At 72.7% G+C, this 23,362-nt stretch carries 18 protein-coding genes; 9 read left to right on the top strand and 9 right to left on the bottom strand.

Going from position 1 to position 23,362, the window contains the following annotated elements:
* Positions 1-53: 53 nt before the first annotated feature.
* Positions 54-1,340 carry an MFS transporter gene (locus tag IG94_RS0100600; protein ID WP_063763365.1) on the bottom strand — a complete coding sequence of 429 codons (1,287 nt, stop codon included), beginning with the start codon at positions 1,338-1,340 and terminating at the stop codon, positions 54-56.
* Positions 1,341-1,887: 547 nt separating this feature from the next.
* Between IG94_RS0100600 and IG94_RS0100595 the strand changes: the two genes are divergently transcribed.
* Positions 1,888-2,862: an aldo/keto reductase gene (locus IG94_RS0100595; protein ID WP_031029236.1), complete on the top strand. Its 975-nt coding sequence runs from the start codon at positions 1,888-1,890 to the stop codon at positions 2,860-2,862.
* 147 nt (positions 2,863-3,009) lie between these two features.
* Here IG94_RS0100595 and IG94_RS0100590 read toward each other — a convergent pair whose 3' ends face one another.
* Positions 3,010-3,858, bottom strand: a complete 849-nt coding sequence (locus tag IG94_RS0100590) for a LysR family transcriptional regulator (RefSeq protein ID WP_031029234.1) — start codon at positions 3,856-3,858, stop codon at positions 3,010-3,012.
* A gap of 147 nt (positions 3,859-4,005) precedes the next feature.
* Between IG94_RS0100590 and IG94_RS0100585 the strand changes: the two genes are divergently transcribed.
* The 3 genes from IG94_RS0100585 to IG94_RS0100575 all read left to right on the top strand — a co-directional run bounded on the left by IG94_RS0100585 (position 4,006) and on the right by IG94_RS0100575 (position 6,894).
* The gene (locus IG94_RS0100585; RefSeq protein WP_224326207.1) at positions 4,006-4,743 is read left to right on the top strand and encodes an NADPH-dependent F420 reductase; all 738 of its coding nucleotides are present in this window, start codon (positions 4,006-4,008) and stop codon (positions 4,741-4,743) included.
* Between the two features lie 68 nt (positions 4,744-4,811).
* Positions 4,812-5,516 carry a DUF2470 domain-containing protein gene (locus IG94_RS0100580; RefSeq protein WP_031029228.1) on the top strand — a complete coding sequence of 235 codons (705 nt, stop codon included), beginning with the start codon at positions 4,812-4,814 and terminating at the stop codon, positions 5,514-5,516.
* Positions 5,517-5,808: 292 nt separating this feature from the next.
* Positions 5,809-6,894 carry an enoyl-CoA hydratase/isomerase family protein gene (locus IG94_RS0100575; RefSeq protein ID WP_031029226.1) on the top strand — a complete coding sequence of 362 codons (1,086 nt, stop codon included), beginning with the start codon at positions 5,809-5,811 and terminating at the stop codon, positions 6,892-6,894.
* Between the two features lie 45 nt (positions 6,895-6,939).
* On the opposite strand, the gene IG94_RS0100570 is transcribed toward IG94_RS0100575, so the two are convergent.
* The 5 genes from IG94_RS0100570 to IG94_RS0100550 all read right to left on the bottom strand — a co-directional run bounded on the left by IG94_RS0100570 (position 6,940) and on the right by IG94_RS0100550 (position 15,105).
* Positions 6,940-8,793 (bottom strand): glycoside hydrolase family 2 protein, encoded by a 1,854-nt coding sequence (locus IG94_RS0100570; protein ID WP_031029223.1) that lies wholly within the window; start codon positions 8,791-8,793, stop codon positions 6,940-6,942.
* Positions 8,794-8,865: 72 nt separating this feature from the next.
* Positions 8,866-11,838, bottom strand: a complete 2,973-nt coding sequence (locus IG94_RS0100565; RefSeq protein WP_031029220.1) for an alpha-mannosidase — start codon at positions 11,836-11,838, stop codon at positions 8,866-8,868.
* Positions 11,839-11,975: 137 nt separating this feature from the next.
* On the bottom strand, positions 11,976-12,857 hold the full coding sequence (locus IG94_RS0100560) for a carbohydrate ABC transporter permease (protein WP_031029217.1): 882 nt from the start codon (positions 12,855-12,857) through the stop codon (positions 11,976-11,978).
* Positions 12,857-13,768, bottom strand: a complete 912-nt coding sequence (locus tag IG94_RS0100555; RefSeq protein ID WP_051159470.1) for a carbohydrate ABC transporter permease — start codon at positions 13,766-13,768, stop codon at positions 12,857-12,859. Before IG94_RS0100555 ends, IG94_RS0100560 begins: the two co-directional genes overlap by 1 nt.
* Positions 13,765-15,105: an ABC transporter substrate-binding protein gene (locus IG94_RS0100550; RefSeq protein WP_031029210.1), complete on the bottom strand. Its 1,341-nt coding sequence runs from the start codon at positions 15,103-15,105 to the stop codon at positions 13,765-13,767. The genes IG94_RS0100555 and IG94_RS0100550 overlap by 4 nt, the downstream gene beginning before the upstream one ends.
* Before the next feature lie 293 nt (positions 15,106-15,398).
* Here IG94_RS0100550 and IG94_RS0100545 point away from each other — a divergent pair, with 293 nt between their 5' ends.
* Positions 15,399-16,634, top strand: coding sequence for an ROK family transcriptional regulator (locus tag IG94_RS0100545; protein ID WP_031029208.1), 1,236 nt, complete (start codon positions 15,399-15,401; stop codon positions 16,632-16,634).
* A gap of 59 nt (positions 16,635-16,693) precedes the next feature.
* A complete protein-coding gene (locus tag IG94_RS0100540) occupies positions 16,694-17,308 on the top strand; it encodes a TetR/AcrR family transcriptional regulator (RefSeq protein WP_031029206.1) in 615 nt (204 codons plus the stop codon).
* A gap of 13 nt (positions 17,309-17,321) precedes the next feature.
* Here IG94_RS0100540 and IG94_RS0100535 read toward each other — a convergent pair whose 3' ends face one another.
* Positions 17,322-18,347, bottom strand: a complete 1,026-nt coding sequence (locus tag IG94_RS0100535) for an SMP-30/gluconolactonase/LRE family protein (RefSeq protein ID WP_031029203.1) — start codon at positions 18,345-18,347, stop codon at positions 17,322-17,324.
* 173 nt (positions 18,348-18,520) lie between these two features.
* On the opposite strand from IG94_RS0100535, the gene IG94_RS0100530 reads away from it, so the two are divergent.
* Positions 18,521-20,329: a flavin-containing monooxygenase gene (locus IG94_RS0100530; protein ID WP_031029201.1), complete on the top strand. Its 1,809-nt coding sequence runs from the start codon at positions 18,521-18,523 to the stop codon at positions 20,327-20,329.
* A 125-nt stretch (positions 20,330-20,454) separates the two neighbouring features.
* Here the strand turns inward: IG94_RS0100530 and IG94_RS0100525 are convergent, their stop codons facing one another.
* Complete coding sequence (locus tag IG94_RS0100525; RefSeq protein ID WP_031029197.1) at positions 20,455-21,216, bottom strand: SDR family NAD(P)-dependent oxidoreductase; 762 nt, start codon at positions 21,214-21,216, stop codon at positions 20,455-20,457.
* Positions 21,217-21,395: 179 nt separating this feature from the next.
* Here IG94_RS0100525 and IG94_RS0100520 point away from each other — a divergent pair, with 179 nt between their 5' ends.
* Entirely contained in the window at positions 21,396-22,022 is a 627-nt protein-coding gene (locus tag IG94_RS0100520; RefSeq protein WP_031029194.1) for a TetR/AcrR family transcriptional regulator, read from the top strand.
* Positions 22,023-22,176: 154 nt separating this feature from the next.
* Positions 22,177-23,358 (top strand): serine hydrolase domain-containing protein, encoded by a 1,182-nt coding sequence (locus tag IG94_RS0100515; protein ID WP_043482707.1) that lies wholly within the window; start codon positions 22,177-22,179, stop codon positions 23,356-23,358.
* Positions 23,359-23,362 lie beyond the last annotated feature (4 nt).

The following is a 23,362-nucleotide window of genomic DNA, read 5'->3' as shown; positions in this document are numbered from 1 at the left end:
CGGTGGCGGGCGGACGGGCACTTCGCTGCTCGTGCTGTCGGAGGGGGACCGGTTCAGTCGCCCGCGCCCGGGCGGGAGGTGGAGGGGGCTCCGGAATGGTCGCCGGACGGCGGTGGGCCGAGGGGCCGGGAGGCGTCCTCCTCGGCCTGGCCCTCCGCCTCGTCTGCGCGGGGGCGCAGGGCGGAGGCGCCGAGGGCCACGAAGAGCACCAGCAGCACGGGCACCCCCAGGGCCGTGGGCAGCCCGGTCACCGTACTCACCGAGCCGACCACGATGGGCCCGACCAGGAAGCCGGTGTAGCCGAGGCTGACCACCAGGGAGAGTGCCGCCCCGGCCCGTGCCGGGTTGCGCCGGCCCGCCGCCGAGTAGACCTGCGGGGCGATGCACGCCATGCCCGCGCCCAGGCAGGCGAAGCCGACGAGTCCGGCGGCCGGGTGGCCGATGAGCAGGGCCGCGAGCATGCCCACCGATGCCAGCACGCCGCTCGCGCGCACCAGCCGGACCGGGCCGAACCGGGCCGCCAACCGGTCGCCGAGCAGGCGGCCCGCCGTCATCGCCACGGAGAAGGCGGCGAACGCGGCGGCCGCGGTACCCGCCGAGCTGCCGAGGCTCTCGTGCATGTACACCGCGCTCCAGTCGGCCGCGGTGCCCTCTCCGACCAGCGCGCACATGGCGAGCAGGCCGAGGAAGACCAGGTCGAGGGAGACGACCGAGTCCTTGCCACGCGCTTCGGTGGGCCCGCCGGCCGGGGGGATCCGCTCCGGCCGGGTCTCGGGCAGCGCCCACAGCCCGGCCCACCCGGCGAGCACCAGCACGCCCGTGCCCACGGTGATGAAGGTGGCACCGGGGCCGACGTCCTGGCGGGCGAGGACGCCGCCGACAGCGGCGCCGAGGAAGCCGCCGATGCTGTACACGGCGTGGAAGGACGACATGATCGGCCGCCCGTACGCCTCCTGCACGTGTACGGCGTTGGCGTTCATGGCGATGTTCAGGGTGCCGTGGGTCAGACCGAACAGGAACAGCGCGGTGGCCAGTCCGGCCAGCGAGCCGACGTAGGCGGGCGGGACGAGCAGGACGCCTTCCAGCAGGGCGGTCGGCACCATCACCAGAGTGCTGCCGAAGCGGTCCGCGAGCCGGCCCAGGAGCAGCATGCCGACGATCGAGCCCACCGCGAACGCCAGCAGCGCCAGGCTCAGCAGACCGTCGCTGAGGCCGAGATGGCCCTTCACCGCGGGGATGCGGCTGGTCCACGTTCCCAACGCGGTGCCGAACAGCAGGAACAGCAACGACGTCGCGGTGCGGCCCCTCACGAGGGTGCGGTGGTCGTGCTCGGCCTTCACGTCATGCCTCCCTGTTGGCGGACGCCGGCGTTGCGCCTCCGACACGGAGATCGCCGACCGGCCGCCCCGCGCAGTCAACGACAGCCCCCAGATCGCGTCAAGGACCCTTTCGGCGCGCATATCCGAGTAGCAGGAAACGCGCAAGGTATTGGGTCCGGCCATGTCCTCCGCCCGCATTCGCGGGCCTTGTTGCCTTTGCCCGGGAAGCGCTCTCGACCCGGAGTCACATCGGCGTGGCAGCCACTCCGGCCGAAGGCGTGATGCCCCCTTTGGCGGGGTCTCCGCCCTGAGAGCCGTGCACGCCGAGTGGTCTTCCCGGTTGGCGTGATCCCTCCGGTGGCTCTGCCTTCTTCCGAAGAGTCGCCCTAGAATCCGTTTCCGCGTTGCTCCTCCGACGACGCCGCTGTCCGGCCGGCAATTGTCGGGGCGGGCCGGCCATTTGATTTCCGGCTGATTCCACACGCCGTCTTTCAGCGCCTTTGCGGCTCGACCGTCATGCCGGGACTGCCCGGACCCCGCACGAACGCGTACCGAGAGGTGTCACGTCATGGAACACCGCACGATCTGCGGAACCGAGGTACCGCCGCTGGGCATGGGGTGCTGGGCCATCGGCGGGCCGTTCTGGGAAGGGAGCCAGCCGCTGGGCTGGGGAGTCGTGGACGACGAGGAGTCGACGGCCGCACTGCGCCGCGCCGTCGACCTGGGTGTGGTCCTGTTCGACACCGCCGACGTGTACGGCGCCGGGCACAGCGAGCGGGTCATCGCCAAGGCGATCGGCAAGTACCGCGACGAGATCCTGATCGCCACCAAGTGGGGGAACGTCTTCGACGAGCCGACGCGGCGGATCACTGCCCAGGACGCCGGACCCGACCATCTCCGGCGCGCGGTGGAGGCGTCCCTCCGCCGCCTGGACACCGACCGGATCGATCTGTACCAGCTGCACCTGGCCGAAGCGAGCAGGCAGGAGGCCATGGCGCTGCGCGAGGTGCTGGAGGAGCTGGTGGCCGAGGGCAAGATCCGCTCCTACGGCTGGAGCACCGACGACCCGGACCGCCCCACGGCCATGGCCGGACCGCACTACGGCGCCGTGCAGCACGAGGTGAACGTCCTGAGCGACGCACCGGGCATGTTCGCCGTGGTCGAGGAGCACGGATGGGCCAGCCTCAACCGCGGTCCGCTCGCGATGGGTCTGCTCAGCGCCAAGTACACCGCCGACACCCGGATCGGCGGTGAGGACGTCCGGGGTGAAGCCCCCGTGTGGGTGAAGTACTTCAGGGACGGGCGGCCCGACAGCACGTGGCTGGAGCGCCGCGACGCGGTGCGGGACATCCTCACCTCCGGCGGTCGTACCCTCGCCCAGGGAGCGCTGGCGTGGCTGTGGGCGCGCAGTCCGCGCACCGTGCCGATCCCCGGCTTCCGCACCGTCGCCCAGGTCGAGGAGAACGCCGGCGCGCTGGCGCACGGGCCGCTCACCGCGGCCCAGGTCCACGAGATGGACACCGTTCTCGGCCGCGCACGCTGACCCGGGGCCACCGGCGTCGCCGGCACCGGCCGCCCGCGTCTCCTGACTCAAGCCGGGAGTCGGCCGGCCAAGGGCACCTCCGGGCATGGGCCTCCGAGCGTGGGCCTGACATGCGGCACCGGCATCGGCCCCGGCACGGACCGGAGTTCAGTCCGCGAACGCGGCCACGTACGACGCCACGCACGCCTGCGGGGTGGCCAGTGACGTGACGACGTGGCCGTCGACGGTCGCGGCCGGTTCGAGCGGCACCGGGAGCAGCCGCTCGGAGCGGGACTCGTCGAGTTGCTCGGCCGGCACCAGCGTCCAGCCCTCGGGGTCCCGGCCCACCTCGAACAGCACGTTGAGCATGTCCCCGGCGGGTGGACGCAGCGGGGCCACGGGCAGGGCGGCGAGGATCGCGTCGTGCAACGGCGGGTCGTTCTCGCGGGCGGGAAGCCGCAGACCGCGCGGGTCGAGGTCGTGCAGGCCGACCGCGGGCTTCCCGGCGGCGGGGTGTCCGTGCGCGAGGATCGCGTACAGCGGCTCGGACCAGGCGCGCACCACCGTCACCGCCGCACTGGTGAACGCGCCCCGCACCAGCGCCAGGTCCAGCTCGCCGTCGCGGACGGCGTCGAGCCGGGCGGCCACGGGGAGGTCGACCAGTTTCGGCTCGGCGGGGCGTTCCCCGTGGCTCAGACGGCCCACCGCCCGGTCGAGCCGGCGGGTGACGCAGGACGCCACCCCGATCCGCAGGACGGCCGCCGGTTCCCCGGCCGCCACCCGCACCCGGGCCGCCGCGGCCAACGTCCTACGGGCCGCGGCGAGGACTCGCTCGCCGGCGGGGGTGAGCCGCACCCGGCGCGAGGTGCGGTCGAGCAGGCGCACGCCGAGTTCGCGTTCCAGCCGGGCGATCTGCTGGCTCACCGCCGGCTGCACGATGTCCAGGCGCCGCGCCGCGCGCCCGAAGTGCAACTCCTCGGCGACGGTGACGAAGTACTGCAGCGCTCTCAGTTCCATCCGTCTGATCTATCACTGCATGTGATCGCTGGCGAGCGCTTTTGGTCATTGTTCGCACAGGTCACTCCCGCTGTGATGGGTACGAGCCCGCCGGAGCGGTACCACCCGCCGGATGCCGCGACGCGGGGAGACGTGAACGGAGAAGAAGTGAGCACACCAACCCTCGGCGTCATCGGCACCGGCATGGTCGGCCGCGAGGTCGCCCGCCGCGCCGTCGACGCCGGCCTGGACGTCGTTCTGAGCAACTCGCGCGGCCCCGGGTCGCTGGCCGGTCTCGTCGCCGAGCTCGGCGCGCGGGCCCGCGCGGCCACCGCGGCCGAGGCGGCAGGCGCCGGTTCCCTGGTCGTCGCGTCCGTGCCGCTGGCGGCCCGCGGACAACTGCCCCGGGCCGAGCTTTCCGGCAAGACCGTGATCGACCCGATGAACTACGCGCCGCACTCCGGCTTCGCGATACCGGAACTCGACAGCGACGAGCTGACCTCCAGCGAACTGGTGCAGCGTCATCTCGCGAACGCCCGGGTGGTGAAGGCGTTGCACAACATCGGCCCGAAGCAGCTGACAGAGCTGTTCCGCCCGGCCGGAGCCCCCGACCGCACCGCGCTGCCGCTGTCCGGCGACGACCCGGACGCCAAGAAGGAGGTGGCCGATCTGCTGGACGTCCTCGGCTTCGACACGGTGGATCTCGGAACCCTGGCCGACAGCTGGCGCAGCGAGCCCAACACCCCTCTGTACGCCGCCCCGTACGTGGGGCGGCCGCCGTCCGGTCTGACGGCCGGGGAGTATGTGGCCTGGGTCCAGCAGGCGCCCGGCGTGCCGGTGCCCGCCGCCCGGATCGCGGAGCTGTCCGCCGCGGCGGTGCGGGGGCCCGCGGGCTTCCGGATGTAGCAGCGGCAGCCTTCCGGGGTGAGTTAGGTTAGGCTCACCTAACTCTACTGACTCCGGGAGGGCGCCGGATGCGTCGTACCCCCTCGCGCGCCGGCGCGCCGACAGCCGCCGAACGCGCCCGCTCGATCCTGGCCGCCGCCCACTCGATGACCGTGGTCACCGACGGCCGGCACACCGAGGTCCAGCACCTCGACGGCGCCGGGGTGATGGGACACGTCCATCTGCACGCCCCGTTCGAGGGCCCCGGCGCCCCGCCGGCCGGGCGGGTGCCGATCCGGCTGGAACTCACCGACATCGCCCCCACCCCCGTCCGCGACCGCCTGCGCGCCCGCGTCACCCTCACCGGGCTGCTGGCCGCGCCCTACGACCCCGGCTCCGCCGAGAGCACCTGCATGGAGTTCGGCCAGTGCGTCCTGGAGGATTCCCCGGCGCGCACCTACGTCTCCCTCGCGGACCTGGAGGCGGCCGACCCCGACCCCCTGGCGACCAGCGAGGCGGGCCTGCTCACCCACCTCGTCGACGACCACCCCGAACTCGTCCCCCTGCTCCTGCGCCTGGTGCGTCCCCTGCCGGACGGGGACGTGCGGCGGGTGGTCCCGGTGGGCATCGACCGCTACGGACTGACCCTGCGGCTCGAACACGCGCGGGGCCACCGCGACGTCCGGCTGCCCTTCCACCGGACCGTGCGGCACATCGACCACGTAGGCCCGCAGCTCCACGCCCTGCTGGCCGCGTCCCGCCGCCTCTCCCACACGCGTCACCTGCCGACCTGATCCGAGGGGGCCGCGACCGCCTCCCGGTGCGACCGCCTCCCGGCGCGGCCGGTCGGCGGGCAGCACCTCGTCCACGGTGCCGCGCCGCACGCACCGTCCGGCCTCGCACAGCACCGCCTCGTCCCTCGGGCGGCCCGCGCCGACGGTGCGCGACGGCCGACCGCGGGGGAGGGCCGCCCCGGCGACCACCGCATTGAGAAGATCGTCAGTGACCTGTGTGCCCACCGGTACCGGAAGGAACGAACGAGACCATGCGCGTCATCGCGGCCCGCGGACTGACGGAGGCGTTCCGATGAACGACGTCCTGTTCCGCACGGGCGGCCACGCCGCCCGCATCACCCTCAACCGCCCGAGGGCCCTGAACTCCCTCACCCACGACATGGTGCTCCGCATCGACGCGAAGCTCACGGAGTGGGAGCACGACCCGGCCGTCGGGACCGTCGTCATCACCGGGGAGGGGGAGCGCGGCCTGTGCGCCGGCGGCGACATCCGCGCCATCCACGACGACGCCCGCGACGGCGACGGCCGGGCCTCGGCCGCCTTCTGGCGCGACGAGTACCGCCTCAACGCCCGCATCGCCCACTACCCGAAGCCGTACGTCGCCGTCATGGACGGAATCGTCATGGGCGGCGGCGTCGGTGTCTCCGCGCACGGCAGCGTCCGTGTCGTCACCGAGCGGTCGGCGATCGCCATGCCGGAGACCGGCATCGGCTTCGTCCCGGACGTCGGCGGCACCCACCTGCTGGCCCGGGCGCCCGGAGAGCTGGGCACCCGGCTCGCGCTGACCGGTGCACGGATCGGCGCCGCCGACGCGATCCTGTGCGGACTCGCCGACCACTACGTGCCGTCCGCCGCGCTCGGGGACTTCGTCGCCGACCTCGCCGAGTGGCCCGTGCGCGAGGCCCTCGCACGGCACGTGCGGCAGGCGCCGCCGGGAGTCCTGGCGGGCCGGCGGGAATGGATCGACTCCTGCTTCGCGGCCGACACCGTCGAGGACATCGTCCAGCGGCTCCTCGACCACGGCGGTCCCGAGGCCCGGGAGACCGCAGAGACGCTGCTCACCAGGTCCCCGACCGCGGTGAAGGTCACCCTGGCGGCCGTGCGCCGCGCCCGCGGGCTCGGCGCGCTGGAGCGGGTGCTCGACCAGGAGTACCGCGTCTCCTGCGCCTGCCTGGGCAGCCCCGACCTGGTGGAGGGCATCCGGGCCCAGGTCGTCGACAAGGACCGTGCTCCGCGCTGGTCGCCGGCGACGCTCGGTGAGGTCGCCGACGCGGACGTCGAGCGGTTCTTCACGCCCCTCGGCGACCGCGAACTCGGCCTCGCCGGCGACGGCCCGCTCACCGCCCCCGGCACCGCGGGGCCGGGAGCCGGGCGATGAGGAGGGACGCGCCCGACCCGCGCCGGACGTGACCGTGACCGCTTCTCATGCGCCGGGCTCCCGGGCGTCCCGCCGCCGTGCTTCGGTCTCGATGGCCGCGGGACGCAGTTGGGCCCGGCGGATGGGCGCGATGTCGAACTTGTGCGACCGGTCGAACCCGAATATCCCGTTCTGTTCCTGGAAGACGTCGGTCAACTGCGTGTAGCAGTAGCCGAACATGTCCGGGTGGTCGAGCAGCGCGCCGACGAGCCCTTCGAAACGGGTGTGGAACTCCTGCACACTGCGCACCCGTTCGCCGTACCCCCAGGACCCGGTGGCCGACTGCGGCCGGCCGGCCTCGGCGGGATTCCACCAGATGCCGCCGAACTCGCTGACGAAGAAGGGCTGCCCCCGGTAGCCGATGGACCAGGACGATCCGGTGGTGTCGGACCGGTTCACGTACGGGTCGCCGTCGCTGAGCGGACGGTGGTTCGCCGCGAAGGCCGCCGGGTCCTGTTCGTAGTCGTGGCTGTCGAACACATCGGACTCGGGGACCCGGTGCGCGTAGCCGGACGTGTCGAGCACCGGGCGCGAGGTGTCATGGGCCTTGGTGGCCAGGAACATCCCGCGCATCACGTCGTCGAGCGCGGTGATCCGGTCGCCGTAGTCCTGCCAGGTCTCGTTCATCGGGCACCACCCGATGATCGACGGGTGCGAGTGGTCCCGTTCCAGGACCTCCAGCCACTCCTGTACGTACGAGGCGTCCGGCTGCTGGTTGGTGGACTGGCCCTGCTCCGTGTTGCAGCCCCAGTCGCCGAACTCGCCCCAGACCAGGTAGCCGAGGCGGTCGGCATGGTAGAGGTAACGCTCCTCGAAGACCTTCTGGTGCAGACGTGCGCCGTTGAAGCCGGCCGCCAGACCGAGTTCGATGTCCCGGACCAGGTCGGCGTCGCCGGGCGCGGTCATCAGCCCGTCGGGGTAGTAGCCCTGGTCGAGGACCAGCCGCTGGAAGACGACGTCGCCGTTGATCCGGATCTGCTTGCCGGTGACGGCGACGCCGCGGAGACCGGCGTACGACTCGACGCGGTCGACGAGCTGCCCGCCCGCGTCGCGCAGCTCGAAATCGACGTCGTACAGGTGCGGGTCGCGGGGCGACCACAGCCGGATCCGGTCCGGCGGCAGCACCAGGCTCAGCCGCGGGGCGAGGTCGAGGTCGGCGCGGACGGTGCCGTCGATCACGTCCCCGGAGGCGTCGCGGACCCGGACGTGCACGACGCCGCCGGGCAGGTTCGCGGAGAGCGGCACCTCCACGTCGAACGCCCCGGCCGCGACGTTCGGTGTGATGCGGGGGCGGCGCAGCGCGGCGGCCGCCGGGACCGGCTCCATCCACACCGTCTGCCAGATGCCGGTCGTGCGGCTGTACTTGGCGGCGCGGGGCGCGAACGCCACCGACTGCTTCCCCCTGGCCTGCGGCGCCGTGGGCTCGTCGCGGGCCCGCACCACCAGGGGCACCGGTACGCCGGCGGGGGCGGCACCGGTGATGTCCACGGTGAAGCCGGTGAACCCGCCCCGGTGCCGGCCGACCTCCGTCCCGTTCACCCACACGGTGGCGTCGTGGTCGACCGCTCCGAAGTGCAGCAACAGCCGGTCTCCGTCCCACTCCCGCGGGACGGTGATCGTGCGGCGGTACCAGACCGACCGCAGGAAGTCCTGCTCCCCGACTCCGGAGAGCCGGGCCTCGGGGGCGAAGGGCACCGTGATCGCGCCGGCCAGCTCGCGCTCGACGAGCCCGCGTTCGAGGCCCGTGTCGGACCGGTCGATCTCGAACTCCCACTGTCCGTTGAGATTCAGCCAGCGCGCCCGGCGGAACTGCGGGCGCGGATACTCCGGCCTGGGGAGTTCCTCGTGGTCGACCGACATGGAGTCACCTTTCGTCGGGCTCTCTCGGGACAGGGCACCTGGGCCCAGGGGCCCAGGGGGACAGGGGGCCGGTCAGGCCGCCGGGTCGCGGAAGCGGAGCGTGAGCAGTTCGAACGGGCGCAGTTCGACCTCGACCTCGCTCCCGGGCGTCGCCGCGCGGACCGCCGTGCTGTCCGTGGCGCGCTCCAGCAGGTCGGTGGCCTCGGCCGCACGCCAGGAGAAGCGGGTCCGCACGGCCGCACGGGAGCGATCGCCGTGCGCCTCGTACAGGCGTACGACGAGGTCTCCGGAGCGGTCCTCGGCCAGCTTGACACTCTCCACGACGACCGCCGGGTCCGTGACCTCGAGGAGCGGCTCCGCCGCGGCTCCCGGCGCGGTCCGCAGCGGGAGGTGCTGGGCGTACCCGTCCACGACGGCGTCGGGAATCGAGCCGGGGCGCAGGCTCACGGTGAAGTCGTGCCGCCCCTGGTCCGCGTGCGGGTCGGGGTAGCGCGGCGCCCGCAGCAGGGACAGCCGGGCCGTCGTCATCGGCCGGCCGTCCGGGGCCTGCCCGGTGCGGATGTCGTGGCCGTAGACCACGTCGTTGGCGACGGCGACCCCGTAGCCGGGCTCGCCGACATGGATCCACCGGTGGGCGACGGTCTCGAAGCGGGCGGCGTCCCAGGAGGTGTTCTGGTGGACCGGCCGGTGCAGATGACCGAACTGGATCTCCGAGGTGGCGCGGTCCGCCCGGACGTCCAGCGGGAAGGCGAGCTTGAGCAGCTTCTGCGACTCGTGCCAGTCGATGTCGAAGGCGTAGTCGATCTTCCCGTCCGCCAGCCGGACGGTCATGTCGATCGCCGTGTCCCCGCGCTCGTGCCGTACGACGACCGCGTCGTCCACGATGCCGATCGACGCCGGCTCGACGAGCTCGTGGCAGCTCCGCTTGTCCTCCTCGTTGATGTCCCACGCGTCCCACTCCCGCGGTGTGTCGCGGAAGAGCTGGAGGACGCCCCCGGCGACACCGCGCGGCAGCAACTCCCGGTCGGCGGCCAGGTCCACCACCGAGACGAGCGTGCCACGCCGGTCGATCTCGACGTGCAGCCGCCCGTCGTCGAGGACGAGCCGGTCGTCCGCCCACCGCGGTACGGCCGCCGCCGGCGCGGTCACCGGGCCGATCCCCATCGCCGGTACGCCGTGCCGCGGGTAGGGCCCGGCGTTGGCGGCCACCGGGGGCCCCGCCCCGTCCCCACCGAGCGCGTCGAGCGCGTCGGTGACGAGATCCGTCAGCTCCCGGGCCACGCGGTCGTAGTCCCGCTCGGCGTCCTCGTGGACCCACGCGATCGACGTGCCCGGCAGGATGTCGTGGAACTGCAGCAGCAGCACCGTCTCCCAGATCTGGCGCAGCGCGTCGTACGGATACGGAGTGCCGCGGCGGACGGCGGCGGTGGCCGCCCACAGTTCGGCCTCCCGGAGCAGGGCCTCGCTGCGCCGGTTGCCCCGCTTGCCGCGGTGCTGGGAGGTGAGCGTGCCGCGGTGCAGCTCGAGATACATCTCGCCGACCCACACCGGCGGTGAGGCCAACTCCGCCTCGGCGGCGCGGAAGAAGCTGTCCGGGTCCGTCAGCCGCACCCGCGGCGATCCGTCCAGGTCCCGCTTGCGCTCGGCGGCGGCCAGCATCTCCCGGGTGGGGCCGCCGCCACCGTCGCCCCATCCGTACAGGCCGAGGACGTTCCGGGCCTTCCCCTTCTGCCGGAACGTCCGCTCGGTGCGCGCGAGATCCGCGGCGCCCAGGTCGGAGTTGTACGTCTCCGCCGGCGGGAAGTGGGTGAACACCCGGGAGCCGTCGATGCCTTCCCACTGGAAGCTGGAGTGCGGCATCGGGTTGGTCTCGTTCCAGGACGGCTTCTGGGTGAGGAAGTAGCGGGCGCCCGCCGCCCGCGCGATCTGCGGCATCGCCGCGGTGTAGCCGAAGGAGTCGGGCAGCCACACCTCGTCGCTGTCCACCCCGAACTCCTCCAGGAAGAAGCGCTTGCCGAGCACGAACTGGCGGGCCAGCGCCTCACCGCCGGGCATGTTGGTGTCGGACTCGACCCACATGCCGCCCACCGGTCGTACGACACCGTCGGCCACGGCCGTCCTGACCCGCTCGAACAGGCCCGGCTGGGTCTCCTTGAGCCACGCGTACTGCTGCGCCGACGAGGCGGCGAACACGAAGTCGGGGTGCCGGTCGCTGAGGTCCAGCACGTTGGCGAAGGTCCGCGCCACCTTCCGTACGGTCTCCCGGGTCGGCCAGAGCCAGGCGCAGTCGATGTGGGCGTGCCCGACCGCCGACACGACCAGGGCGCTGTCCGCCGCGCGGCCGGCCAGGACCGGTGCGAGCACCTCCCGCCCGCGGGCCGCCGTACCGGCCACGTCCTCGGGATCCATGACGTCGACCATCCGCTCCAGGGCGTGCACGATCTCCGCGCGCCGGGCCCCCTCGGCCGGCAGGGCGTCGGTCAGTCCGTCGAGGGCGGCCACGTCCTGCAGCAGCTCCCACACCTGCCGGTCGCGGCGGGCGACCGACAGGTCGGCGAGCCGGTACAGAGGCTGGTCGCCCGCGGTTGCCTTGTGGCCCATCGCCGTGGGCTCGTACTCGTAGGGCACCTGGACGATGGGGTTCGCGGCCGCCTCGACCAGCAGCCGGAAGGGGCCGGGATCGGGCATCGGAATCCAGGAGTTGTACGGCTCGATCGCCTTGACGACCTCTCCGTCCGGCCGGTACACCAGCGCCTCGGCCTGGAACCCCGGCTGGTCGCCGGTGAAGCCCAGATCCACGACGAGCTCGGCCTCTCCCGCCCCGGCCCAGTCGGCGGGTACCTCACCTCGGACGTCGAACCAGGTGGTGTCCCAGGGGCGCCCCCACTCGCGGCCGACGGCGAAGGGTTCGAACCGCCTCGTCACGGCATCGGCGAACGGCACCGGTTCTCCGCCGACCGTCCATGCGGAGATCTGCGTCGGACGGCTGTCCCGGTAGACGGCGGGCGCGATCCGGAACTTGGTGAACCGGCGGACCCGGAGCATCGCCAGTGCGGTGGCATCGAGTTGCACGCGTCCGTGGGGATTGTCGTCAACCAAGAGAGGGTCTCCTCGTACTCACTGTGGGGTGGTTCTGGCAGGGCACACGGGGATCTCGCCGACCGCGGCAGGGATGAGACGCCTCAGCCCTTCAGGGCGCCGCCGAGGCTGGAACGCATCAAGTGACGGCGGAGGAAGAGGTAGAGCACGGCCGGTGGCGCCATGTAGACGACGGCACTCGCGGCGAGCACTCCCCAGTCGACCTGGTTGAAGGCCGTGAACGAGCGGAACAGGCCGATCGAGAGCGGATAGAGGTCCGGCGACTGCAGCAGTACCAGCGGGGTGAGGAAGTCGCCCCACACCGCCATGAACGTCAGCATCGCGGCGGCGCCGAGACCCGGCCCGACCAGCGGCAGGACGACCCGGCGGATCGCGCCGAACCGGGTGTTCCCGTCCAGCCAGGCAGCCTCCTCCAGCTCGAAGGGAACGGCGTCGATGGTCCCCTTCAGCAGCCACAGCGTGATGGGCAGTGCCGCCGCGGCCTCGACCAGGATCAGTCCGAGGTAGCCGTCGTCCAGGTGCATCTTCACCATCAGCAGGTACAGGGCCACGATCGTCGCCGGCGGCGGGACCACCCGGATCAGCAGGATCGCGAACATGAAGGTCGTCCGCCCGCGGAACCGGTAGCGGGACAGCCCGTAGGCACCGAAGACGCCGCAGGCCAGGTTCAGCGCGGTCGCCGAGAACGACACGATGACACTGTTCAGAAGCAGTCGCGGGGTACCGCCGTCGGTGAAGAAGCGTACGAAGTTGTCCAGGGTCGGTGTCGGGAGGGCGACGGAGGGTCCCCCGTCCGCGTCCACCGCGGTCAGCACGACCCAGGCGAACGGCGCGACGCAGAACAGCGCGAGCAGCACCATCAGGAAGTACTGCAGGGCCCGTTGCACGAGCTTCCACCCCGGCGTGCGCCTGCGCCGGCCGGCGGGGGCCTGGGGTTCCACGGGTGCCGTGGTCGCGTGCGTCATCAGACCTTCACCTTCGCCAGTCGGGCGTACGTCAGACCCAGGACCATCAGAAGGACGAGCAGGATCACCGAGGCGGCGCTGCCCATGCCGATCTGCGAGTACTGGAAGGCGCGCTGGAAGATGTAGATGGAGGACAGCTCCGTGTCCTGTCCGGGGCCGCCCTGGGTCAGGAAGTAGACCAGTCCGAAGACGCCGACCGTGGTGATGGTGGTGAGCAGCAGGTAGAGGAAGACCGGACCGCGGATCAGCGGCAGCGTGACGTACCGGAACACCTGCAGGGCGCCTGCGCCGTCCATCCGCGAGGCCTCGATCAGCTCGTCGGGTACGTCCTCCAGCGCGGCCTGGAACATGATCATGGCGAGTGCGATGCCCCGCCAGACGTTGATGATGATCACCGACAGCATCGGTGAGTCCTGCAGTGGGGCCGCCGCCCCGGAGCCGAACATCGCCAGGAGCCGGTTGAAGGTGCCGCTGTCGTCGGAGGAGAGCACGCTCGCCCAGGTCAGCGACGCGACCACCTCGGGAACCACCATCGGCAGCAGCACCAGCGAGCCGAACAGGCCCTTGCCGCGCAGCCACTTCGCGCGCAGCAGGAGCGCGGCGAGCATGCCGAGCAGGGTCTGTCCGACGATCGCCGACCAGAACACGAACTGGCCGGTGCGCCCGAGGGACGCGAGGAAGTCCTCGGAGCCGAGCAGGTGCCGGAAGTTCTCCAGGCCGACGAACTGCGGGTCGCGCGCGGCCCAGCCGGTCAACTGCGTGTCGGTGAAGGCGAGGTAGACGCCGTAGCAGGCGGGGGCGATCACGAAGACCGCGATGAGGAGGACGGACGGTCCGAGCAGCAGCGACAGGGCGCCGCGCTCCCGCCACCGCGGGCTCAGCCGGCCCGGGGCCGTCTTGGGGGCGGTCACTTCGCCACCCGGGGGCGGCCGAGCAGTTCCTCGGCCTCTTCCGCGAAGTCGTCGGCGGCCTCGCCGCCGTCCGCGTCGCCGGACACCAACTCCCCCGTCGCGCCCTGGACCGCCTGGGACACCTGGTCCTGGCCGTCACCCAGCAGCGGCTGCACGGTGCCGGGCAGCTTGCGCTCCGCCTCCAGCAGCGTCGGCTCGTCCTTGTAGGGCGCGGTACCGGAGAGGTCCTTGCGCGGCGAGACCGCGCCCACCGCGGTCAGCTGCTTCGCCAGGGGCACCCCGGAACTCAGCCACTTCACCAGCTCGGCCGCGGCGTCGGGGTGCCCCGACTCGGCGCTGACGCTGTAACCGTAGCCGCCACCGCTGACCGAGTACGGCTCCGTGCCCGGCACCAGGGCCGGGTAGTCCCAGACGCCGACCTTCTCGCGCACGTTCTCGATCGGTGCCGCGCCTTCCGGACCCCAGTCGTACTTCCACCCCCAGCTGCCCTGGGCCGCCACCGTGATCGTGCCCTCGGGGAACTTCTGGTACTTCGTCGGCTCCCACGGGTTCGGGTTCTGCAGATCCCGGACCGGGAGCAGTCCGTCCTCGATCAGCTCGGCGTACAGGTCGAAGGCGGCCGACAGTCCCTCGCTCTCGAGCGTCCACTTCCGGGACTCGGCGTCGTAGAGGGTGCTGCCGGTGCCGGCGACGATCGGCAGCAGGCCCTCCGACCACGAACCGGCACCCCACGCGGTTCCCGCGGGGAGGACCATGGGGGCCTCCCCGGTCTCCGCCCTGACCTGCTTCATCCTTCCGATCAACTCGTCCCAGGTGCGCGGCTGGGACGTGTCGACACCCAGGCGCTCCAGTACGTCCTTGCGGTAGAAGAGGCTCTGCACGCTCGCCTCGTGCGGGAGCGAGTAGTACCCGCCGTCCGGCTGCCGCACACCGTCCTTCACCGACGCGTAGTACTGGTCCCAGCCGTCCCAGCCGTTCAGGTACTCGTCGAGTTTCAGCAGGTAGCCCGCGCCGGCCAGACCGGTCACGTTGGTGCCGCCCATGTCGATGACGTCCGGTGCGGAACCGGAGTGGAGCTGCTGCGTGATCTTGGTGCGGAACTGGTCGTCGGTGAGGGTGTCGGCGATCAGCTCGACCTTGACCTCCTGTCCCCGCCGGGCCATCGCCCGCTCGAACTCCGGTATGAGGGGTTCGATGACGTCCGCGCGGGCCTTCTGGTACTCCAGCAGCTTGATGGTCACCGAACCGTCGTCGTCGCCGGAGCCCGAGCAGGCCGTGAGTGCACCTGCGAGCAGAGCTCCGGCGGCGGCAGCCGCACGGACACGATTGCGGCTCATCGCGTCACCTCTCCCCGGCGGGGGCCGCCGGATGCTTTTATCCAGCGGATCGGATAAAGTTCAGCGATCGTAGGGAGGTCTTTTGCGCCTCGTCAAGAGTCGCCGCGGGGTTGTCGCGGGGTCGTCGGTGCAGCCTTTCAAGGAGCTGGTGGCCTGGCGGGATCGCGGAGATATTCCATTCGATGGATGAAAAGTCTCCACCGATTGACGAAGTGCCGGATGGCCCCGGACGATCGCCGGTCGTGGGCAGAGACTGAACTCAAGAGCACGGAACGAGTACAAGGGGGACGTGCATGCGCCGCGGCAGCAACCAGCTCCGGCTGGCGGACTACAACCAGGCGGTGGTGCTGGAACTGGTCCGGAGGTCACGCGGCGTCAGCCGGGCCGACCTCCAGCGCGAGTCCGGGCTGAGCTCCCAGACCATCTCCAACATCACCCGCCGGCTGATCGACGAGCAGCTGATCCGCGAGAGCACGCCGGGCGGCAGCGCACGCGGCCGTCCGAGCATCCCCCTGGTCACCGACCCCGACGGGGCCTACTCGGTCGGCGTGCACATCGACCCCGCGCGGCTGACCGTCGTACTCCTGGACCTCGCCGGCGAGGTCCGCCTCGGACGCCAGGAGCACACCCCGCAGGTCACCGATCCGTCGGAGGTGACCGCCTTCATCGCGGACACCGTCCACGGCCTGATCACCGAGGCCGGCGTCGACCGGGCCCGGGTGCTCGGACTGGGCATCGCCGCCCCGGGCCCGCTCGACGCCGACGCCGGCGTCCTCCTCGATCCGCCTCAGCTGCCCAACTGGCGCGACGTCAGGCTCGGCGCGGACCTCCGCGAGGCGACCGGGCTGCCCGTCCTCCTCGGCAAGGACGTCACCGCCGCCGCCACGGCGGAGCTCCGGGCCTCGCAGGAGACGTCGAACACGTTCGTCTTCCTCTACCTGGGCTCCGGTGTGGGCGCCTCGGTCGTACTGGACAACCAGGTCGTACGCGGGACCACGAACAACATCGGCGAGGTCGGCGACCTGCTCGTCGACTCCGACGCCGAGCAACTGGAGTGGAGCGGACGCCGAGGGGGCCTGGCGGCGGCCTGCGTCCCGGAGGCCCTCGTCCTCCAGGCCGCCCGGGTGGGCCTGATGCCCCTGCCCGACCTGAACGACTACGTCGCCGTGGACGACGCCTGCTCCGCGCTGTGCGCTCGCGCGGCCGAGGGCGACGCGGTCGCCGCGCGCCTCCTGCGTCGCGCCGCACACCGGGTCGCCGTCGGCCTGGGCGTGCTGGTGAACCTGCTCGACGTGCCACGGGTGGTGATCGGGGGACCGCTGTGGGACAGGCTGAGCCCGGCGTTCCTTCCCGTCATGGGTGACCTGGTCGCTCGCGAACTGGTGGCGGCGCGCGGGGTGGAGGTCCAGGGGTCCGCGGTGGGTGACCGGGTGGCGGCGCAGGGCGCCGCCGAACTGGTCCTCGACCAATTCCTCGCGCCTCGCGCGTCCGCGCTGATGGTGGGCCGGCCCGCCCGCGGCGACGGGTAGCGCAGGGAGCGGGCCGGGGCGCGCCTTTGGGCGCCCGCGCCTGCCGCTACGCTCTCGGCGTGACACAGCGACCCGCCCCGGACCAGCGACGGCCCGCCAACGACGAACGGCGGCCCGCCAACGACGGGCGCAGGGCGGCTGCCCGCAACCGGGCCGCTCTGATCGCCGCGGCCCGGGAGATCTACGCCGAATCCGGTCTGAACGCCCCGTTGTCCGCGATCGCCCGCCGGGCCGGAGTCGGCCAGGGCGTGCTGTACCGGCACTTCCCCGACCGGGCCGCCGTGGCGACGGCGGTCCTGGACGAGAACGTGCGGCAGATCGAGCAGGTCGCCGCCGAGCCGGCAGCGGACATCGCCCTGGTCCTCGGGGTGCTGACGTGGCACCAGACGCAGTCCGCCGCGTTCATCAGCATCCTGCACGCGGAGGGCGCGTCCGGCGCGTCCGGCGTCCCGGCGTACGCCACCGCACTGTCCGAGCGCGTCGAACGCGCCCTGCGCGGGCACCTGGCCCCGGGGCATCCGCTGGCCGGCGAGCGGGGTGACCTCATGGTCGCCGTCGCCATGGTCTCCGGCGCCGTCACCGGCCCCACCCGTGAGCACCGGGAACGCCGGGCGCTCGCGGCGTGGCGGCTGCTCGGCGTCGAGGTGGGACCGGTGCGCCCCTTCGAGGAGTGACCGGCGGCCGCGGTCAGCCGCCGTTGGACTGGCGCACGCCCCGTCCCAGTGCGTCGAAGGAGTACAGGTACCCGCCCGCGGGGCCGCTGACGGTCATGTAGGCCTTGGTGCCGCCGGGCGTGATCGCCACATTGGTCGCCGACTCCAGGCCGTCGGCCGCGCGTCCCGGTACCTCGACGGTCGCCAGACGCTCGCCGTCGCGGTCGTACACGGCCATCGCCGGGCGGCCGTGCAGGGCCTGGTAGAGGTTGCCGTCCGCGTCCACGGCGATCGAGTCCGTCTGGGCGACGCCGCCGTCGACCCGGATCGCGGTGTGCCGCGAGGCGACGCCGCCCTCGCCGTCCAGGAGCAGGTAGGAGACGCGGTTCTCCGTGAGTTCACTGATCCACAGGCCGCGGTACCGCTCGTCGAAGGAGATCCCGTTCGGTGCCGCCAGCCCGGCCGCCAGGACGGTGGCCTCCGTCCCGTCGCGGCCGATCCGCACCACGCGCCCCTTCGGCTCGCCCTCGGACATGCCGCGCGAGTCGCTGACGTACAGGTTGCCCTCCTCGTCGAAGGCGATGTCGTCGGGGTTCATGCGGGCGCCCTCGACCTCGCCGGAGAAGAAGGTCCGCGGGTCGCCGCCGTCCGGGGCCAGGCTCACGATGTCGCCGCTGGAGAAGTCGGTCAGGTAGACGCGTCCGTCGTGCGGGCCGAACTGCGCCGAGGTGTAGGCGCCGCGGTCGTCGGTGTAGGCCCGCCGCGCGGTCTTCCGCCGGACGTCGACGCGCAGCACCTTGGGCTCGCCGGCGGGGGCGGTGACGTCGACGACGAGCAGCTTCCCGTCCGCGTCGAACGTGGGGCCCTCCAGCAGGGTCATGCCGGTCGCTTCGTGGGGTTCGGTCAGCCGCATGACCTGCTGTGCGCGGACGGTCCGGCCCGCGCCGGGCGCGGCGGCGGGGTCCGCGGCGGGGCCGGCGGTCTCGGTGCCGCACCCGGTGAGGGTCAGCAGGCCGGCCGTGGCGAGCCCGGTCAGGGCACGGATCGGGAGTCGTCGCATGAGGGGGAACTCTTCCTGTCCGGAGTGATGTGGAAGCTGGCTCGATCGCAACCGGACAACACTGTCCGGTACTTGCTACGGTAGTGCATGCCTGCTCAAGTCCGGTGCGCTTGCGCCCACTTCTCGGACGGAGCGGTCCCCTGGCAGTGAACCGGAAGGATCGAGGCCCCCACATGACGCAGTCCGAAGCGCTGTCCGCCGAGGCGCTTGCCGACCTGAGACGGCGCTACCGCCTCGAACGGGAACGCCGGGTACGGCCCGACGGCGCCCAGCAGTACGTCGCCGCCGAGGCCCGCTTCGGCTACTACGCCGAGGACCCCTACGCGGCCGAGGAGTCCGGGCGGGAGCCGGCGCGGGACCGGGTGGACGTCGCGGTCGTCGGTGGCGGGTTCGGCGGCATCCTCGCGGGCGCGCGGCTGCGCCGGCAGGGCATCGGGCGCGTCCGCGTCGTCGAGAAGGGCGGCGACTTCGGCGGAACCTGGTACTGGAACCGGTACCCGGGCATCCACTGCGACGTCGAGTCCCACGTGTACCTGCCGATGCTCGACGAGACCGGATACGTGCCGGAGTGGAAGTACGCGCCCGGCGAGGAGATCCGCCGGCACGCGGTCCGCATCGCCGAGAAGTTCGACCTGTACGCCGACGCGCTGTTCTCCACGACGGTCACGTCCCTGAACTGGGACGAGACCTCCGGGGCATGGGTCGTCACGACGGACCGGGGCGACGAGTTCCGCGCCACGTACGTCGTCACGGCGACCGGCACGCTGACCGAGCTGAAACTGCCCGGCATCCCGGGCATCGAGGACTTCGAGGGCCACACCTTCCACACCTCGCGCTGGGACTACGCGTACACGGGAGGGACACCGCAGGGCGGTCTGACCGGCCTGTCGGACAAGCGCGTGGGCGTCGTCGGTACCGGCGCCACCGGCGTCCAGGTCGTCCCGGAACTGGCCCGGGACGCCGGACACCTCTACGTCTTCCAGCGCACTCCGTCCACGGTGGACGTGCGCGGCAACCGCCGTACCACCGCCCGGGACGTCGGTGCCGACCACCACGGCTGGGCGCGCGAGCGCCGCGACAACTTCCTGGGCATCGTCTCCGGCGAGCACGTCGAGGACGACTTCGTCGCCGACCGGTGGACGTCCTCGGCCGGTTTGCTGGAGAAGCTGCTGCCGAGCTTTCGCCGGCAGGACGACCGCGCGGCCCTCGAAGCCGCCTACGAGGTGGCGGACGCCGCCAAGATGAACGAGGTACGGGCCCGCGTCGAGCAGGTCGTCACCGACCCGGGGACGGCGGAGAGGCTCAAGCCCTGGTACCGGTACGCGTGCAAGCGCCCCACCTTCTCCGACCTGTACCTCCAGGCCTTCAACCGGGACAACGTCACGCTGGTCGACACCGCCGACACCCAGGGCATCGAGCGGATGACCGCACGCGGCGTCGTGGTCGGCGGCACCGAGTACCCACTCGACTGCCTCGTCTTCGCCACCGGATTCTCCGTCGGCAACTCCGGCATCCTCTCCGGCAGGCTGCCCGTGCACGGCAGGGGCGGGGTCCGGCTGCGGGACGCCTGGCGGGAGCGGGGGCCGCGGACGCTGCACGGGTTCACCAGCAACGGCTTCCCCAACCTGATCCAGCTGGGCGGCACCCAGAGCGCCCCCAGCGTCAACTTCACCCACGTGCTCGACGAACACGCCGTCCACGCCGCGGCCCTCGTCGCCGCCGCCGAGGCCCGCGGCGCGGTGATCGAGCCGTCCCGCGCCTCCGAGGACGCCTGGCTTGCGGTACTGGCCGAGGACGCCCCGGACCACGAGTGGTTCCACGCCGAGTGCACCCCCGGCTACTACAACGCTGAGGGGCGCGGCCGGCCCAACGGCGCGTTCGCCTACCCGCACGGCGCGTTCGCCTTCCACCGGCTGCTCCAGAGGTGGCGGGAGGAGTCCATGGACGAGGTCCTCGCGACCGGGACGTCCGCCCGGGGGTAGGCCCGTGCGCGGTCGGCACGCGACCGGGCGGCGACTGCTTCCGCCGTCCGGTCGCGCTGCCGGTCCGCGTTCCGCGCGCACGGCTTCCCTCGCGGGACGCCCCGTCAGACGGCGGACCAGCCCCGTCAGACGGCGGACCAGCCGTCGTCGACCGGCAGGATCGCGCCGTTGACGTTGCTCGCGGCGTCGGAGGCGAGGAACAGGATCGCGGCCGCCTGCTCCTCGGGCCGCGACACCCGGCCGAGGTTGACGAAGTGCGGACCGATCGCCGCCGGGCCGTGTGCCGTCCGGTCGGCCTCCACCGCGATGGCGGTCGCGGTGCCTCCCGGGCAGATCGCGTTGGAGCGGATGCCGTTCTTGCGGTACATCACCGCCAGTGACTTGGTCAGCCCCACCACGCCGTGCTTCGACGCCGTGTACGCGGCGCCCGCCGCGCTGCCGCGCAGGGCGGCCTCGGAGGCGGTGTTCACGACGGCGCCCCGGCCCGCGGCCAGCATGTGCGGCAGCACGGCGCGCGTGAGCAGGAACGGGGCGGTGAGGTTGACCCGGATGAGGCGCTCCCATTCCGCGTCGCCCACGTCGGCCAGGGCCGACATGCTGTCCATGATGCCCGCGTTGTTGACCAGGACGTCCACGCCGCCGAACCGCTCGACGGCCGTCGCCGCGACGCGGTCCACCACGGCCTGCTCGCTCAGGTCGCCCGTGACGGCCACCGCGGTGCCGCCCGCCCGCTCGATCTCCCCCACGGTCGCCGCGACCCCGTCCGGGTCGAGGTCGGCCGCCACGACGCGGTCGCCCTGAGCGGCGAAGGCGAGGGCGGTCGCGCGGCCGATGCCCGATCCGGCTCCGGTGACGACCACGCTGCGTCCGTTCGGATCGCCGGTCATGAAGTACTCCGTCCAGTGAGGTGTCCACGCGGTGGACCGGTGTTCCGCCGCCTCGGCAGCCTACCCATTAATGTCTCTGAGTGACATAAAGTCGTGGCGGAGGCAGTGGAGGCAGTGGAGAAGGGGGAGAAGGGGAGGGAGAATGGGGGCGGCATGGATCACTGGGGCCGGAGGGGCGGATGGGCGCAGCCAGCGGACGGACGGGACGGCCGCCGTTGACCGCGGAGCGGAAGGCGGCCATCCGGCTGGAGATCGCCAGGGCCGCGGTCGACCTGTTCGTCGACCAGGGGGTCGCCGCGACCACGGGCGAGCAGATCGGACAGGCGGTCGGTGTCTCGGCCCGGACCGTCTGGCGCTACTTCCCCACGAAGGAGAGCTGCGTACGGCCCCTGCTGTCGACCGGCGTCGACACGATCGCCGAAGCCCTGCGGCACTGGGAACACGGCCGTCCCCTGCCGGACGCGTTCGACCACCTGTGGGCCACCGACGCCGCGCTGCCCGGCCCGGACGTCGGTGCCCTGCTGCGCCTGGCGCGGACCGAACCCGCCCTGCGCGCGGTCTGGTTGCAGACCCACGACGAGGCCGAACCGGTCTTCGCGCGGGCCCTCGCCGAGAGAGCCCGCCTGCCCGCCGACGACGTACGGCCGGCCCTCTGGGCCGCGATGCTCAACGCCGCCCTGCGCGCGGCGGTCGAGCACCACGCCTACCGCACCGCCGAGCCGGCCGCCGACCCCGCGGCCGTGCGGGCGGACCTGACGGCGAGCGTGCGGACCGCACTGAGTGCGGCGGCGGCCGGCGTCACCTGACGTCGCCGGCGCGGACGGGAGCGGGGCCGGGCGGAGGGGGTGTCACCGGGGGGCAACCCCACCACCGGTGCGGAGGGCTGCCCCATCGCGGCGGTGGCCGTGCGGCGGCATCGTGGACAGCCCGCCGGCGACTCCCAGGGACGAGGACGGAAACGTGAGCACACACCAGCGGACGCTGGGCGCCGCCCTCGTCCTGGCCCTCGCGGCCGGACTCGCGGGCGGCGCGACGACGGGCGGCGCCGCCGCCACCGCCGCCACCGCCGAAGCAGGCCGAACGCCCGGTGCGACGCGGCTTCAGGAGATCCTGGACCGCCTGACCACGGTCGACGGCGGCCCCGGAGCCCTTCTCGACGTGCGGGACCGGCGCGGCGGCACGGTGCTGACCAGTGGCGTCGCCGACGTGCGCAGCGGCAGGCCGGTGCACCCCGAGAGCAGGTTCCGGATCGGCAGCGCGACCAAGATGTTCACGGCGACGGTCCTGCTCCAACTGGTGGGCGAGGGGCGGGTGGACCTCGACGCGAAGGTGGAGCGCCACCTGCCCGGCGTGGTGCGCGGGCACGGCAACGACGGACGGCGCGTCACCGTCCGTCAACTGCTCCAGCACACCGCTGGACTGCCCGACTTCCTCGACCATCTCGAGCCGCAGGAGATCGTCCGGGACCCGCTGGCCCACCGCGACGCCCGGGATCTCGTCGAGACGGCCCTCGCCCACCCGCCGGTCTTCGGACCCGGCACCGGCTGGGGCTACTCCAACACCGGCTACCTGCTGATCGGCATGATCATCGAAGAGGTGACCGGACACCCGTACGGCGACGAGATCCGCCGGCGCGTCGTCCGCCCGCTGCGACTGCGCGAGACCTCGGTACCCGGGGAGTCGCCGGACATCCCCCGGCCGCATCCCCGCGGTTACGCCCACACCGGCGAGAACGCACCGCTGCTCGACATCACCCGGATCAACCCCGCCGTCGGCGGCGCCGCCGGAGAGGTCGTCTCCAGCGGCGGCGACATGAACCGGTTCCTGGCCGCCCTGCTGGACGGCAGGCTCCTGCACCCGGCCGAACTGCGGGAGATGACGACGACCCGGCCGACCGGCGGGACGGACGGCCGCGCCTACGGGCTCGGCCTGGAGAGCAAGCCCCTGCCCTGCGGCGGCCGTTACTGGGGGCACACCGGCGACTTCCTCGGCTTCGAGACGGCGAGCGGTGCCACCGCCGGCGGCCGGCAGGCGACGGTCATGGTGAACGCCGGGCCGGGAGGGTCCGACGCGCAGAGCGACGACATCGGGGCCGCCCTCGAAACGGCCCTGTGCCAGGGCCGTCCCCGGACCTCCCGGTGAGGCG

The organism is Streptomyces olivaceus (assembly GCF_000721235.1).
In the GTDB taxonomy this organism is placed as follows: Bacteria; Actinomycetota; Actinomycetes; order Streptomycetales; family Streptomycetaceae; genus Streptomyces; species Streptomyces olivaceus.
Note: the sequence above shows the minus strand (reverse complement) of the source record. Positions and strands in the feature narration are given on the sequence as shown.